9 protein-coding genes are annotated in these 16,363 nt (G+C 46.8%); 2 read left to right on the plus strand and 7 right to left on the minus strand.

Annotation, left to right across the window (positions count from 1 at the left end; translation table 11 throughout):
* Positions 1–368 precede the first annotated feature (368 nt).
* The 6 genes from GO003_RS11250 to GO003_RS11275 all read right to left on the minus strand — a co-directional run bounded on the left by GO003_RS11250 (position 369) and on the right by GO003_RS11275 (position 12,308).
* Positions 369–4,241 (minus strand): EAL domain-containing protein, encoded by a 3,873-nt coding sequence (locus GO003_RS11250; RefSeq protein ID WP_159655089.1) that lies wholly within the window; start codon positions 4,239–4,241, stop codon positions 369–371.
* Positions 4,242–4,855: 614 nt separating this feature from the next.
* Positions 4,856–6,316, minus strand: a complete 1,461-nt coding sequence (gene ubiD, locus GO003_RS11255) for a 4-hydroxy-3-polyprenylbenzoate decarboxylase (RefSeq protein ID WP_159655091.1) — start codon at positions 6,314–6,316, stop codon at positions 4,856–4,858.
* Complete coding sequence (gene prlC, locus GO003_RS11260; protein ID WP_159655093.1) at positions 6,313–8,352, minus strand: oligopeptidase A; 2,040 nt, start codon at positions 8,350–8,352, stop codon at positions 6,313–6,315. Before prlC ends, ubiD begins: the two co-directional genes overlap by 4 nt.
* A 5-nt stretch (positions 8,353–8,357) precedes the next feature.
* Positions 8,358–9,683 (minus strand): HDOD domain-containing protein, encoded by a 1,326-nt coding sequence (locus tag GO003_RS11265; protein WP_159655095.1) that lies wholly within the window; start codon positions 9,681–9,683, stop codon positions 8,358–8,360.
* A gap of 4 nt (positions 9,684–9,687) precedes the next feature.
* On the minus strand, positions 9,688–11,007 hold the full coding sequence (locus tag GO003_RS11270) for an HDOD domain-containing protein (protein ID WP_159655097.1): 1,320 nt from the start codon (positions 11,005–11,007) through the stop codon (positions 9,688–9,690).
* 20 nt (positions 11,008–11,027) lie between these two features.
* A complete protein-coding gene (locus GO003_RS11275) occupies positions 11,028–12,308 on the minus strand; it encodes an HDOD domain-containing protein (protein WP_159655099.1) in 1,281 nt (426 codons plus the stop codon).
* 316 nt (positions 12,309–12,624) lie between these two features.
* On the opposite strand from GO003_RS11275, the gene GO003_RS11280 reads away from it, so the two are divergent.
* Both GO003_RS11280 and GO003_RS11285 read left to right on the plus strand, forming a co-directional pair.
* The gene (locus tag GO003_RS11280) at positions 12,625–14,328 is read left to right on the plus strand and encodes a hypothetical protein (protein ID WP_159655101.1); all 1,704 of its coding nucleotides are present in this window, start codon (positions 12,625–12,627) and stop codon (positions 14,326–14,328) included.
* Positions 14,329–14,594: 266 nt separating this feature from the next.
* Positions 14,595–15,020 carry a hypothetical protein gene (locus tag GO003_RS11285; protein WP_159655103.1) on the plus strand — a complete coding sequence of 142 codons (426 nt, stop codon included), beginning with the start codon at positions 14,595–14,597 and terminating at the stop codon, positions 15,018–15,020.
* Between the two features lie 191 nt (positions 15,021–15,211).
* On the opposite strand, the gene GO003_RS11290 is transcribed toward GO003_RS11285, so the two are convergent.
* Complete coding sequence (locus GO003_RS11290) at positions 15,212–16,138, minus strand: ExeA family protein (RefSeq protein ID WP_159655105.1); 927 nt, start codon at positions 16,136–16,138, stop codon at positions 15,212–15,214.
* Positions 16,139–16,363 lie beyond the last annotated feature (225 nt).

The raw sequence follows: 16,363 nt of genomic DNA on the forward strand, positions 1-16,363 counted from the left end.
CGCCGTAAACCCACCCATGGGGGCTTGATGACAAGATCCCCGCATTGCATACGTCTCCCCATTATTATCATCAAACAGGGAATTGCTGGTATTCATAACGGGTACTCCGTCATCCTTGAATTTTTGCGGGTAATAAAAGGGGTCCGCTTACCCTGAGCGTGTCGAAGGTCTAATCACTGGCGGCTTATTTAAAAATTAGCTGCCGTAACTAAATAGGCTTGGGTTATACCATTCGAACTTCAAATTTCGGCAGTGCCTAAGGAGGCAACGGGTTGTTCGGCATAGAGCCTACCGGGATGGTTTTACGGCGTCCTTTGACGGGCACCCCGGTGCCGAATTTCGATCTACGATGGATATACTATAAGTTGCTATGCCTGAGTCTCGATAACGGCTATCAGTTTGTGCAAGGCGTTGATTAATTGATTGCTCGCTGTATACAATTCATCTAGCTGATCCAATACCTCCAGATGCCGGTTCTCATTGGCGGCTTTCAAAAATCGCTTGCTCAGGTCATGAACCTGTCGATGCAATGGCTCAATGTCTTGAAATTCAGGGTGATTGCCATAGCGGATGCGGCCTTCATGCTTATACCAGATGCCGAAGCGGCAGAGGTGTTCATCCAGTGGCGGAGGCACTTCGCGCTCACCTTTAAGACAGCCTGCAATGACTTTTACCCAGGCGCGATGCTCTACTTCGGCAAACAGCAATGGTTGCTGGTTACGGCTGATTCGGCAATGGTTCCAGGCAGCCCAGGACGGGTCGGGACGCCAGGTTTTAATCCAGGGTTTTAGTTCGGGCGCAGACATAGGTTTGGCAATACCATAGCCTTGCGCCAACTCACATCCCAGAGCCAACAGCAAATTGCCATGGGCGATCGTCTCTACGCCTTCGGCTATAACTTCTCGTCCGAAAGCGTTGGCAAGACCCATTACACCTTCAACAATGGCAAGATCGTCTTGATCTTCCAGCATATCCCTGACGAAGCTTTGGTCAATTTTTAGCGTGCTGGCCGGAAGACGTTTTAAATAGGTCAGCGAAGAATAGCCGGTGCCGAAATCATCCAATGCAAACTGCACGCCGAGGCTGACGCAGGCATTCATCACGCCGGATACGTAGGCTATATCTTCTAGCGCGCTGGATTCAATGATTTCCAATTCCAGTTGGCACGGCTCAACTTCAGGATGAGCGGTCAGCAATTCAAACAAACGTTTTTCGAAACGGGTTTGTTGCAATTGTAACGCACTGATATTGACACTGACCGATATCTCCAAGCCTTCTGCGCGCCAGGCCGCAAGTTGGCTTAATGCAGTATCAATGACCCATTCGCCTATTTCCAGACTAATAGGGTGCTTGTCGATAAAAGGCAGGAAGGCTGCCGGAGGCAGAAGGCCGCGCTCAGGATGCTGCCAGCGAATAAGCGCTTCTGCGCCGATAATTTCGCCCGTTTTCATATTCACTTTAGGCTGATAATAAAGGACGAATTCACCGTAATCAATGGCGCGCCGGATGCTCTCCAAAGTCTCTCGCTGTGTTGCTGCTACGGCATTTCCAGCGATATCGAATAGCTGATAACTGTTTTTGCCTTGTTGTTTAGCCTGATACATCGCTTGATCGGCATGTCTCAGCAGTTGATCGGCATCGGCATTGTCAAGCGGGTACAGTGTGACACCGATACTGGCCGATACAGCCAACTGGTCTTCGTTGATAGTCACAGGCTGTGCAGCTGCGATAAGCAGGCGATTAAGAACCGGCTCCCAGTCTTCGTTTTGCTCAAGGTCAATAAGTATCGCAACAAATTCGTCGCCACCGATTCGTCCCAGGGTGTCGCCTTCTCGTAACACCGACTTCATGCGTTGTGCGACTTTGATCAACAGTTCATCGCCCGCAGGGTGTCCGTAATGGTCGTTGACGGCCTTGAATCCGTCCAGATCCAGGTAGATAAGTGCCAAAGACCGGCCGCTACGTTCACTATTGATCATAGCTTGCCTTAGCCGGTCAGCCAGCAGCAGGCGGTTCGGCAGTTGGGTGAGCGTGTCGAAATGCGCAATATGCTCCAGTTGGTGTTGTTGTTCCTTGATCTGGGTAATATCCGTGAACAAAGCCACATAACTTTTCGTACTGCCTAAGGTGTCCTTGACGGCACTGATAGTCAACAATTCCGCATAAACTTCGCCGCTCTTGCGCCGGTTCCATACTTCCCCGCACCAATGGCCCTTGTCGATAAGCTGTTGCCACATATCCGAATAAAATTCCGGCGGTTGCCGTCCGGAATTTAATATTCGAGGATTTTGGCCCAGGATTTCGGCACGGCTGTAACCGGTGACCAGCGAAAAGGTATTATTGACTTCTATGATGGTGGCGTCGGCATCGGTAATCAGTATGCCCTCCTTGGCGTGAGTGAAGACGCTGGCGGCGAGCTTCAACTCGTTCTCCACCTGTTTACGGCCGGTAATGTCCTGATGAGTCCCTGACATTCGTAAAGGCATGTTGTCGGCAGTCCATTCGACAATCCGGCCTTGATCCAGAATCCAGATCCAATGGCCCTGCTTGTGCCGCATCCGGACTTCGCAACTGTAAGAAGCTGTTTCGCGAGAAAAGCATTTTTCCAGTTTGTCTCTCGATAGCTTGATATCTTCCGGATGGACTAGGGCTATCCATGTTTTAATATTATAAGGAGTCAGTTCATCCAGGGTATGACCGGTAATTTCGGCCCATCTTTCGTTGAATATCGTTTCACCGCTCCTGATGTTCCATTCCCAGGTGCCTATATTGGTAGCCCAGATGATTTCTTCCTGGCGGCGACTCAGCTCACGAAATTTGCGCTCGCTCTCCAATAATCTGGCTTCGGTTTGTTTACGTTGAGTGACATCATGCCAGGAGCAGAGCACGACTTTTTTTCCGTTTAAAATTGCCGGGTCCAGGCTGACATTGGCTATTAATTTGCTGCCGTCAAATTTTTTATGGATCCATTCGAAACGTTGCGGCTCACCGTTTGCGACTAGCTGCAGTATACGCTCAGCTTTACTTTGTGAACTTTCACCATCGGGTTGACGTTCCGGCGAAATGTCGGCCGGACGGGCATTCAGCAGTTTGGTCCGGTTTTTGTAACCCAGTATTCGCACGGCTGCCATGTTGCAGTCTATAAAGCGCCCGTCGGCAATAATCCAGGTGGGTTCCGGGGCCAACTCAAACAAGGTTGCAAAACGCTGTTCACTTTGACGTAATCGGCGGTTCTGTATTATCAAAAGAAAGCCGGATGCCGTTAAAAGTAGCGTCAAGATGCCTATGGAGGTAATCCATAGCTGGTATTTTTTCCACAGGTCGGAGAGGGTAAAATCAGGCGCCTCGCTATAGGGCGGCAAACGTAGTTTTCTGAGTACCTCATGCACACTTTCATAATTGGCTGGGGGAATGAAGCCATAAATACCTGCTGAACGGGCCGCCGAACTATCGGGAGGCAGGTTAAGCAAGGCAATGATCAGTCTGCGGGAGAGTTGTTCATCAACCTGGGGCATCACCGATACCGGCCATTCCGGATACAGAGGGGTGGAGCTGATATAGGGATAAGCGGGCAGCTTCTGCTGGTTGATAATCTTGATTTGATTCAGGTCAAGCTTGCCTTCGTTATGCAGGCCCTCAAGGACACCGCTTCGGACAAAACCAGCATCGGCGCGGCCGGTCATGACTGCTTCCACAACAAGGTCGTGAGGCATGCCCGTTGTGATCAGGTTTTGCTTTTTGGGTAACGGAACGCCGGCAGACAGCAATTCAAAGACTTGCATCTGATAACCGCCGGCAGAATTTATAAAGGTTATTGCTATACGTTTTTCACTCAAGTCAGCCAAGGCGTTAATCGATAAGGCATCATGACGGGTAAAAATAACACCTCCGAACGCTGAAAGCTTATAGTCACCTGCTTGAGTCACCTGTGTCACCAAGGGTGCCGATAAATTGTTTTGAAGTTGAAGCTGGATAGAGTGTCCCGGATTGGTCAGCACAATATCCACTTCTTTTCGGGATACTGCGGCGTCTAGTTCGGAATAGTCGTAAACTCCGAGTTCGACGCGTTGGTCCAGAGCGACTGAAAGATAGACTGCCAAGGGTTCCCAATGGGTCATGGCCTGTGCTTTTGGACGAAAAGCAAGGACAGCAAATTTTAACGGAGCTTGCAGGTTTGAACACAACGCTGCTTCGGAAAGGCCAAACCCTGCAAGTGTCAAAACAAGCATTAATGTTTTCATCTGGCTATTTTGCTGCGTTTGGCAGCCGCTTTGCAGAAACCGGGCGATGCAACAAATCTTTCTGTACCGGTAGTCGGGTATTAAAGGGAAAAGTCGATATTGTTTTTGCTGCGCCCTTTAGTCGGTCATCGCGGGCCAGGTTGTGTGTTTCATAACCCATCCAGTGATGTATTCCGACAGTCAATAGCTGTGCCGGGTAGCAGGCGAAAAGCCAAGGCGTGGATGCAATTGCCGGTAGTGAAGCTGTGCGGGTAAGAAAAGTGTGTCGATTCATGCTAATGAATTTTAGACACACATTGCACAAGATTCATTTTTTATTTCATTTTTGCAGCCTTCAGAAAGCCGTATCAGACATCGCTTTCGCGGGGTCATTGATGGCGAGTTTAAATGCCGCCTATGCAGCCGTCATTTAGGTAATTCTTGCTGAATGAGGTCCTTTGCGATGGATTGCCAATAGCATTTTAAGGCTAATAATTGGTGTCGCCCCGTTACGGATTGCCATCGTCAAGCCAGTATGTATGGGGTTGCGGTGTTCCGCGCAAGGCTTACCGCAACCCACAAAGCCATATTAGAAGTTCAAACCGGAAATGGCACTTGTTAGTTGAATCCGCGCTTCAAAACAACTCATCCCAAATTCTGTCCACCTGTTGGATGATCTCTTTTGACATGACGATAGGCCGTCCCCATTCGCGGTTGGTTTCACCGGGCCATTTATTGGTGGCGTCGAATCCGGCTTTCGAGCCAAGACCCGATACCGGTGAGGCGAAGTCCAGATAATCGATAGGCGTATTATCCAGCAGCGTGATATCACGGGTTGGATCCATGCGCGTGGTCATGGCCCAGATGACCTCTTTCCATTCGCGCGGACTGATGTCGTCATCGACAACGATGACGAATTTGGTGTACATGAACTGGCGCAAAAACGACCACAAACCCAGCATGACCCGTTTTGCGTGTCCCGGGTATTGCTTTTTGATGCTGATCACGGCCAAGCGATACGAGCAGCCTTCGGGCGGCAGGTAGAAATCGACGATTTCAGGAAATTGTTTTTGCAGGATAGGCACAAACACTTCATTCAATGCCACGCCCAAAACAGCAGGTTCATCAGGCGGTTTGCCGGTGTAGGTGCTGTGGTAAATCGGGTCGTGGCGCTGGGTTATTTTTTCGATGGTGAACACCGGAAAATCATCGACTTCATTGTAATAGCCGGTATGGTCGCCGTAGGGGCCTTCCGGTGCGGTTTCGCCGGGATAAATGAAGCCTTCCAACACGATTTCAGCGCTGGCGGGCACTTGCAGGTTATTGCACAAGCAATTGGCCAGTTCGGTTTTACTGCCGCGTAATAAACCGGCGAAAGCATATTCCGATAGGCTGTCAGGAATCGGCGTAACCGCGCCGAGTATCGTCGCAGGATCTGCCCCCAGCGCAACCGTCACCGGAAAAGGCTGGCCGGGATGGGCTTCCTGCCATTCCTTAAAATCCAGCGCACCGCCGCGATGGGCGAGCCAGCGCATGATGACTTTATTTTTCCCTATGACTTGTTGGCGGTAAATACCCAGGTTCTGGCGTTCCTTGTAGGGACCTTTGGTAATGACCAGCGCCCAGGTGATCAAAGGGGCGGCATCCTCGGGCCAGCAGGTTTGAATGGGATAATTGGCCAGATCGATTTCGTCGCCTTCCAGCACGACTTCCTGACAAGGCGGTGATCTGACGATTTTAGGCGCCATGTTCAGCACTTGTTTGAATACTGGGATTTTGTCCAGCGCATCCCTGAAGCCTTTGGGCGGCTCGGGTTCTTTCAGATAGGCCAGCAATTTGCCGATTTCTCGCAAGGCTTCGACCGAATCGGCACCCATACCCATGGCGACGCGGTGAGGCGTGCCGAACAAGTTGCCTAACAGCGGTATCGTATGACCTTTCGGTTTTTCGAATAACAGCGCCGGACCCTGTTGTTCGAGGGTGCGGCTGCAGATTTCTGTAATCTCAAGGACCGGATCGGCCGGATATTGAATTCTTTTCAGCTCACCTTGTTTTTCGAGTTGCCTGATGAAGTCGCGCAAATCGTGGTACTTCATGCAGCAATTCCGTTGTGTCTGAGCAAGGCATCGATTTTGGGTTCACGGCCGCGGAAAGCAATAAACAACGACATGGCGTCTTCGCTGCCGCCTTGCTCGAGAATATGGGTTAAAAATGCATGGCCGGTTGTAACGTCAAAAATGCCTTTTTCTTCAAACAGCGAGAATGCATCGCTGGATAAGACTTCGGCCCATTTGTAGCTGTAATAACCGGCGCCATAGCCTCCGGCAAAAATGTGGGAAAATCCGTGCGCGAAGCGGTTGAACGCGGGCGGTTGAACGACTGAGACCTGTTTTCTGACGCGATCAAGAATTTCATAAATACGGCCACCTTTTTTAGGGTCATATTCAAGGTGGATTCTAAAATCAAACAAGCTGAATTCCAGTTGTCTGACCATTTGCATGCCGGCCTGAAAGTTTTTGGCCGCCATCATCTTGTCAAACAGACTGTCAGGCAACACTTCGCCGGTTTGGTAATGACCTGAAATTAATCCCAGCGCCTCTTTTTCCCAACACCAGTTTTCCATAAACTGACTGGGCAACTCCACCGCATCCCATTCCACACCGCTGATGCCTGAAACGCCCAAATGATCGACTTGTGTCAACATGTGGTGCAGGCCATGACCGAACTCATGAAAAAGCGTCGTGACTTCGTCGTGGGTAAGTAACGCCGGATCGTTGCCGGTTGGCGGAGTAAAATTGCAGGTCAGATAAGCGACCGGGGTTTGAATGCTGTCGCCCGTTTTTTTACGGCTAGTACACACATCCATCCAGGCACCGCCACGCTTTTTAGGACGGGCATATAAATCGGTATAAAACTCGCCGCGTAATTGGCCGTTTTGATCGAGTATCTGATAAAACCGGACGTCAGGATGCCAGGTGTCAACCTTATCGATTTCTGAAATTTGCAAGCCGTACAGTTTTTCGACGATTGCAAATAAGCCCGTTAATACCCGGCTGTCCGGGAAATAGGCTTTAACTTCTTCCTGGGATAACTGGTAGAAATGTTGCCGCATTTTTTCGGAAAAATAGCTCATATCCCAGGGTTGCAAATCCTTGATACCGTAATATTTTCCGGCAAATTCGCGCAATTCGGCCAGATCCTTGCGTGCCTGACGCCAGGACCTGTCGCCGAGGTCTTCAAGAAAGTCGATGACCTGATCGGTACTTTCGGCCATTTTGGTGGAAAGGGATAATTCGGCGTAATTGGCAAAGCCCAGCATTTGCGCTTTCTCATGGCGCAAGCTAAGAATCTGCTCCATGATTTGACTGTTATCCCAGCGACCTGCATAGGGACCGCAGTCAGAAGCCCGGGTTACAAAGGCTTCATAATGCTCTCTGCGCAGTTGGCGATTGTCGGCATAGGTCATGACCGCCAGATACGAGGGGAATTGCAGCGTGATCATCCAGCCTTGCAGGTTTTCGCTCTGCGCGGTTTGTTGAGCTTGCTGTAATGCGGATTCGGGTAATCCGGCCAGTTCTTCACTGTCGGTAATGTGTTTGGACCAGGCATTGGTGGCATCCATCAGGTTTTCTTCAAACTGACTGGTCAATTTTGACAATGCCTGGCTGATTTCCTTGTAGCGTTGTTTCTGTTTTTCCGGCAGATCGATACCCGATAATCGAAAATCTCTAAGCGCATTTTCGATGATTTTTTTTTGCGCTTTATCAAGGTGAACGAAATCATTGCTTTGCGCGATCATTTTATATGCGTGGTAAAGCGGCTCATTTTGTCCCATTTCAGTCGAATACTCGCTGAGTTTGGGTAAACAGGCATTGTAGGCTTCACGCAAGGCTTCGCTATTGACCACCGAGTTCATGTGGCTGACAGGAGACCACGCTTTGTTGAGTCTATCTTCAACGTTTTCGATAGGCTCAACCAGATTTTCCCAGGTATAGTTTTGGGCTGACTCCAGGCGGGCGGAGACAACCGAGCGCGCCTCTGCAAGTAAAGCATCGATGGCGGGTTCAATATGTTCGGTTTTGATTTCAGAGAAATGGGGTAGTGCGCTGTCTATCAGTAATGGATTTTTCATAGTTATCAGGAAAGAATGTTCATGGCTGCTTGAATGCGTTGTTGAGCGTTACGCAGCACTTGTAGGGAAAGGTCAGGGTTAAGTTTACCGTCGTTCAATTTGGTATAGGCTGGAATGGAGCAAATGGCGGGAAGCGTTTTGCTCCGTTCAGTGCCGATAAAGCTATGTAATTTCGCCAGTATGACAATGTCAATGAGTCCAAGTGTGTCATTGTTGTCAAAATACCAGTCTTCGGCGTGATAGGGAATTTGAGTGAGTGTTTCACTGAAACCCAGTGTATGCAGAACCAGCCTGCCAACCGGGCCTCGCAGCAATGGAATGGTTTCTTCAAGCTGCGTGATGTCAATGTCGTTTTCTCCTTGTTGTTCTGCGAAATACAGCAGGGGAATGACGCCGATATCACTGATCAAACCCGCTAGAAGAGCATCCTCCGGATTAACATCATGGGTTTGCTGAGCTAAAACAAAACTCAAACTGGACAGATAAAGGCTTTTTTTCCATAAGCTTTGCATCGCTTTTATCAGCTTAGGATTATGGCTTCTGAACAGTTGCTTGAGACTGATGCCCAAGACCAGGCTGCGCGTTGCGGTTAGTCCAAGGCGCGTTACTGCATCATGGCAGTTGGTTACCGGCGAGATGGGTGAGTATAAAGGGCTGTTGGCAATTTGAATCAGGCTGCCCGTGATGGCCGGGTCAACCTGAATGATGTGCGCAGCCGTGGCGATATCTATTTCTTTGGCCATGGCCTGTTTCAGTTTTAAAGCTACATCCGGCAAGGTCGGCAAAATCAGTTTATTTTCCCGGTAAGCCTTGGCAAATTGAGTGAAAAAAAATGATTCGTTGATTTGCTCCGGCAGCTTGAGGTCTTGAATTACGACACATTGCTCCTGTTGTTTGCTTTGGCTTGTCCAATGGGCAATCAGATCTGCCGAAACTTCAAGAATCTTGACATAGGATTTGGCTATGCCGGAAGCGCCGAACTTTTTGCCGCTGTTAATCGGCAGATGGGCTCTAAGTGAATCTGCTTGCATTTCAAAAGGAGTCGCGCCGTCCGGCACCATCGTCAGAGTTCCTTCAAAAAGGTACCAGACCGATGTCGTGGCTTGATGAATCAGAAATACTGTGTCACCGGCAGCATAGTGAAGTGTCTTATGGGGTAATAGCTGGACTGTTTTGCTGTCCAGTTCTCTTATCGGGACAAATCGTTGAAGTACTGCCAAAGGTTGCTTTGTTTGTTCGATGAGGCAGGGACTGTCCACCACGGATTTTGTGTCTATTGACGCTTTTGGCGCAGCGGCTTTTGCGTTAAAAAACTGTTCTAAATACTTCATTAAATTAGGCTGTAAATAGCTTCATTGTCTCGCTGATTTGCTGTTTTGCATCCAACAAGATCTGCAGTGACAAGTCGGGCGAAAGTATCTTTTTTTCAAGCTTCTGAAAAGCCGGTAGTGTGTTGATCAACGGCAATTCGCCCTTTTTTTGACTCGCCAGAATATTGTGGAATTTTGCCAGAACGACTACATCGTTAATATCCAATGACTCACTGGTGTTATTAAACCAATTTTCAGTCCTGACCGGAACCATTTTTAAACTATCAGGGAATTGCCATTTCTCAAGCATGTACGCGCCTAATTGCCCCTGTATTTCCGGAATGGCTTCATCAAGCTCACTGATAAGATAGCTTTCTGGCGGTAACCTGTCTGCGTAAATCAGTATGGGTAAAATGCCGATGTTATGAACCAGTCCGGCTAACAGCGCTTCTTCAGGATCGACTTTATTGATGAGTTTGGCAAGGATGTAACTCAAGCTTGATACTTTGACGCTCTGAACCCACGCCTCCTGTATACGCTTTTTCATTAAGGGCGTGCGGCTTCTGATCAGGTTTTTCATTGTAAGCGCAGTAATCAGATTGCGCGTAGCGCTGATGCCCAGCCGGTTTACGGCATCCAGACAATTGGTTATCGGGCTGATAGGACGATAAACCGGGCTGTTGACTACCTGAATTAATTTGGCGGCGATGATCGGGTCGAGGTTGATGAGTTTTACGAATTCGGCAATGCCTATGGTGTCCGTGTCCGCTTGCCGTATCTTCACCGCGATGTCCGGTAAATTAGGAATGTTGAGTTTCCCCTGGGTCAAATTATCCATAAATTGACGAGCAAATACATTTTGCCCCAGCGTCTCATTTATTTTGAGTTTTGCCGGTAGCTTGCTTGCTGATAGCGGTTGTTTTAAAAGCGTTCGGGGAAGGTAAATAACCGTTACCTGAGACTTGGCAATGGCGGTCAAGTGATGAAATCGTTCACTGGATAAAGGGTATAAAGCTTTCATGGTGTCAGATGAGACCATTTGAGCTGTGCCGTTATTCACTTCAAGGTAGGCCTCACCGCTGACTAAATAGACAATCGAATCGGTTTCTTTGCCACTGCTGAAAATAGCCATGCCGGGTTTGAACTGACCGCTTTTGATTTTTAGCTGCTGGAGGGCGGCATTATCCAGATATTGGCCGACCGGAATCAATCGTTTCAAATAACTGAGAGACACTGAAATATCAGGGCCTGAAGTCGTAATGTCTTGTTCTTCTTCCTGAAGAGAAGGCTCAGGCTTGGTTGAAGGCGGGGGTAAGGGCTTTTTTTTGAAAAATGACCAATCCATATACGGTTAGTTTGCTAAAGCTATATAGAAAAAGCGCGTTTTGCTTCGTTGATTTTGTTTTGCGCGTCATGCAGGATGTGTAATGAATTTTCCGGTGAAAGCTGGACATGATCGAGCTTGCTGGCTGCAGGTATCGAGGTGATGGCTGGAAGTTGTGCCATATCAGCGGTACCGATTTTGCTGTGCAGTCTTGACAGCACAACGATATCGATCAGACTCAGTTTATCTTGAGTATGTTGATACCAGTCCTCAGCAAAGGAAGGAATGACAACGAGTTCCTCAGGAAAATCCCATTCGCGTAAAATATTCATTCCGACAGGCCCTCTTATGTAAGGGATAGCTGCAATCAGTTCCTGTTCGGTGTAATAATCGTCAGGCAGATTCGCTGCGTAAGTCAAAAAAGGCACTAAACCGATATCGCATATCAATCCTGCCAATAGTGCCTCTTCAGGATTAACTATTTTTGTTTCTGCGGCAAGAACATAGCTGATACAGGATACATAAACACTTTGCCGCCAGATGCTTTCCAGCAGCTTTTTGATTGCGCTACTCTTGGCTTGGAATATGTCTTTGATGCAAAGTGAAATAACCAGGTTTTGTGTGGCTTTAAGCCCTATACGGCTGACAGCTTCCAGGCAGGTTTTAGCGGGATTGGCGGTTACATAAAGAGGACAATTAGCCACTTGTATGAGTTTTGCGGCAATCACAGGGTCGAACTGAATAATCTTGACGGCTTCTGCAATACCTATGTCTTTTTCCATGGCTTTGCGTAATCTTAATGCCACATCCGGCATGGAAGGCACCGGAATATCCTCTTCCATGTAGTTTTGCGAAAACGTTTGTATCAGGCGGCTGTTACTTAAACGGGCCGGAAAATTCAAGCTCATTGGATGGTGCGGTTCGGAGGGCTGCATGCTCATGATTTTTTGTGAAACTCTGAGTATGCTGACGTCGGTTTTAGCTTCCGCCGTTAAGGTGTACTTGATTCCGCTGGAAAGCGGAAACTTGGCTTTTGCAGTGTTAGCCTCAACTTCATAATTTTTTCCGGCATTATCTGAAATGGAGACTTGCCCGGATAAAAGATAAAAGGCGCAATCGGCCTCATCACCCTGACTAAACAAAATGGTCTTGGCTGGATATCTCTCGGCTTTTCTATCAGTAGCAAAAGACTCGATTTTTTCAATGCTCAAGCTTCTGATAGGAATTAAGGTCTTGAGCATTTCAACTGTTATATTTTCCGCCTCAATCGCTTGAGGCTGTTTTGTTTTATCGCTTTTTGAAAAAAAATTCTTTAACGACATACGGGTTGCCTTGGAAACACTTAGATGTGGTTAATATACAGGGAGCATTTTTTGTAGGCTAACTTTAATTTAACCCCCCTCATTGAGTTAGTCTCATAAATCAGCAGCCAAAAAATTATTGTTGGAGTATAACAGAATGATGAACTAACTTTACTCAAGTCAATGTTTTTTGAGTCTGTTTTTCTTTGTTGATACCGGTGACTACGCTTATCTCGGGTGACATCTTATACATACGGTTAACAGCTGTTTTTTCGCTGGTTCGAGTATTGCTTGGTCAGTGATTTAATCGATACATTACGCTGTAGAACAGGAAATAATGAACGGTAATTTAAAAGAATCCAGTGCTGATTTAATCTCGGCTTTGCCATTCCATCTCACCAAGCCGGCATTGCTTGACTGGTTAAATGGATTGAATTTGCAAGATCCGTATAAAGCCTGTTGCCAGCTTAATGCTGTCTTGAATCAGCTGAACGGCTTGTCTCTGCCACCAAAACTTAAGTGCCAGTTATACGAACAAATCACTCCGGTTGCAGATAATCTGGTTGAAAAAATTGACAGAGTTTTACTGGATACAAAGTTTCCGGTGACGGATGATGAAGAAGCGCAAATGGGGGTGGCAAACGCTATTTTCAGAGCTTTATTTGCTGGTTTGCTGGCGATGGTTTCGGAACTGGGTCACCAGCCTAATGGTGTTCTTACGCGACAGGAACAGGCTCTTGTTTTATATTTGGCGCTGCACGCTTCAGCACAAATTCAGTTACTCAGAAAGATGGTCTATGCCGAATTGGAGGATCATTTTTGGGCGAAATGCTACCTTGTTTTTAAATTGGCTGAAGAATTGAATCTGGTTGATTTGATGTTACCTGAATTGACTTATAAAACCAGGACAATTGACGCTGTCTTCAAGAATATTCTCATTTTTGAAGTGTGTGACTGTCAAAGTTTGAGTCCACGGGAAATGAAAGGGCTCAAAGAATTACTGGAATCCTATGTTGACTATGCGCATATTGAGGACACCGTTGAAGTGGATGTTTTGCAAAATACCTATGGATTCAATTTTGAAAATGAGTCTGCGCCTAAAAGGATAACGGAGCATGATTCTTTCAGTCGGTATTTAGATGTTTTTCCTGTCGCCATGCAGATCAATAAGATGCTGCCTTTAGAACCGGGCGTGAAAACATCACAGCAAAAGGCAATAGGGACGCTTTTAGTTAAAGCCGTTAATTCTTTGAGTCTGGTGCATAGCCGAAAATACACCAGGCTGGTCGCTCATGGAGAGATCAGCGCCTATTTGGGATTTGGCAGCATTGTCAATTATCTGGCGGCTGGACATGAGAAAACGATTACCCAAAAAATACCTTTACCCGTTGTCAAGCACGAAGAAATGTTGGGTTTTTGGAAAGTGCCTGATCTGGATTTAGTGCCGTTAGACACTGATTTCGATTCTCGAACAAAGCAACCGCATTTTTCAAAATCCAAACCTAAAATCCCATGGCCTGACTTAGGAAAAGATCATGAGAATAAGACAACCGGATCAGACGCCGGTCCCGCAGACGGACTGGATAATCGGGGCGGTGCGGAAAGTCCGGAGGTTGGTTTTGAATTTATTGACACCAGTATAAAAGGCTACGGCTTCATAATGAAACCACAAAAAGGCCGGGTAAAAGTCGGCGAGCTTTTAGGCATTAAACAGAATAAGGGTAAAAGACTGGAAATTGGTCTCCTCAAAAGAATCAATAAGCTGGATAACCAGTCCATTCGATTGGGTATTGAATTGATTGCGCTGGAATCGGAAGCGGTCTGGTCAATAAGTTCTTCCTCAGTCCACAAAGAAGGTTTTTGGGCTGTATTTATACCTAAAATTACAGCGCTACGGGTCAGAGACAGTTTGCTTTTGTCTTCCGGAATCATGAAGTCAGGCCAGACAGTCAGTTTTGATAGAAAAGGTCAGTTGATGACATTCAAGTTGGGCAGGATGATGCATACAACTTCCGCGGGTGATCATTTTGAGTTGGTTTAATGTCGTTTTGAGACAGTGATTAAGAAACTTTCAGCTATTAATAGATACAGATAAAAGTGATTGTTTAACAAATTTTGAAATGAGATGAACATGGTTGAGTTTGACTGCGTAAGTCATTGCGTTTGTATAGAGTTTTTTCCGGGCAGTAAATTGGGACAAATGCTGGCGTGTCATTTACATTGCCAATTCGATCGCACAGCGAAAGAGTATTTTAAAATTTGACGAAACCTAATTTATCATCATAAATTTAACAAAATGAGGATGCTATGAAATCTAAAAAACTACTAATTATTGGCGTGGCGGGTTTGGTTGCACTGGCTGGCTGTGATAAATCTGAAGATACCGAAGCGGCAAAAACTGAAGCAGTTCAACGAGCGCCGACTGAAGTTAAAAGTGTAACAGAAGCCGTTCCTGCTCCTGCTCCCAGCGAAATCATAAGCGAATCAGTGGAAACGGTTAAAGAAGTCAATGATGCCGCCGCGACGGCAGTTCAAGATGCTGTTGATCAGGCTGTAGAGGTTCAGTCTCAGGTGGTTGAAGAGGCGAAAGACTCTGCCGCAGCCATCACTGAGAGTGCTGCTCAGGCCGTAGATGCCTCCAAAGATGCAGCCTCCAGTTCTCTTGATGCGACATCAAAAGCACTTGATGACCTGAAACCTGCGCCAGTGGAAGAACCTAAACCCGCTCAATAAAAGTTTACGATTCCTAGGATTTGTAAGCCTTTGATATTCAGGCATAGGGATATGCCGTTTTAAATGCGGCTTAAGTGAGTACAGGCAAATAACACGGGTTATTGATTGTGGCGGGCCAGTCTACCCTTGATTGGGAATGAGTTGAGCTATCTACTGAGTGGGGGCGAAACAGATTTGTATCCTGCTGATCTTTAATGAATTTTAGAGATGTCCACACCGGTTTTTTCTAAAATTGCACGGCGTAATTTTTCTGCTTCCGCTACTTTTTGCATTAAATCCGGTTCAGGGCAATATTTTCCTCTGAAACGTTTGATACCCCCGGTTTTTCTCTCGTTGATCACTTCAATAATGGTTTTCCAGCCAATTTCCGTAGCATCATTTGCAAAAGCAAAAACCATGGCCAAATCGCAGATGTTGTTTATTAATCTGGGGACGCCGGCCGTGTAATAAAAAATGGCGGCACAGGCTGACCGGTTGAAAACTTTCTTGGTACAACCGGCGGTCGCCAAGCGGTGTTCTATATACTGTTCAGTTTCTTCAAAATTAAGCGGTGTCAGATGGTACTCAATGGAAATACGCTGCGCAAACTGGACTAATTGAGGGTCATTCAATTTATCTACCAGCTCAGGTTGCCCAACCAGGATAAGCTGCAGCATGATTTCGTGATGGACATTAATATTGGAGAGCAGACGTAATTCTTCCAGTGTTTCCAGTTCCATGTTTTGCGCTTCGTCTACGATCAGCACAACACGGCGCTTTTTCTTATTTTGCTCATTGATAAACCTGACGAACAATTCGTAGCGTTCCGCCTTGTTTTTGGTGTCGTGGGTGATGTTAAAAGCCCCAAGAACCCAGGTCAGCAGGTCTCCAAAAGCGCTATGCGTGTTGGTAATTACGCCTACGGTGCATTGATCTTTAATTTTGCCCAGCATGCTCCGGATTAAAGTGGTTTTTCCGGATCCTATTTCGCCGGTAATTACAGTAAACCCTGCATGACTCATCAATCCGTATTGCAAGGTACTGAGTGCCTTACGATGCTGTGGGCTGAGAAATAAAAATTCCGGGTCGGGAATCAGAGAAAAAGGTTTTTTGTTGAGTCCGAAGTATTTTGTATACATGTTTGTTCTCTAGCAAACCGATTGGTATTGATGCAATCGATTTAATTTAACATCCGATTATTTTCTGTTGATCATAATCAATTCGCCATCCTATCAGTTGAAACGGGTAGCATCAGTTTTCAATGGAAAGGGACTAAAAATCGATGATATTGACGGCTTAAACACATCGATATGAACAGCTGAACCTTTTTTTAAAAATTATAGCTGACAATTGAGGAGTAAAGT

Source organism: Methylicorpusculum oleiharenae (genome assembly GCF_009828925.2).
Taxonomy (GTDB): Bacteria; Pseudomonadota; Gammaproteobacteria; order Methylococcales; family Methylomonadaceae; genus Methylicorpusculum; species Methylicorpusculum oleiharenae.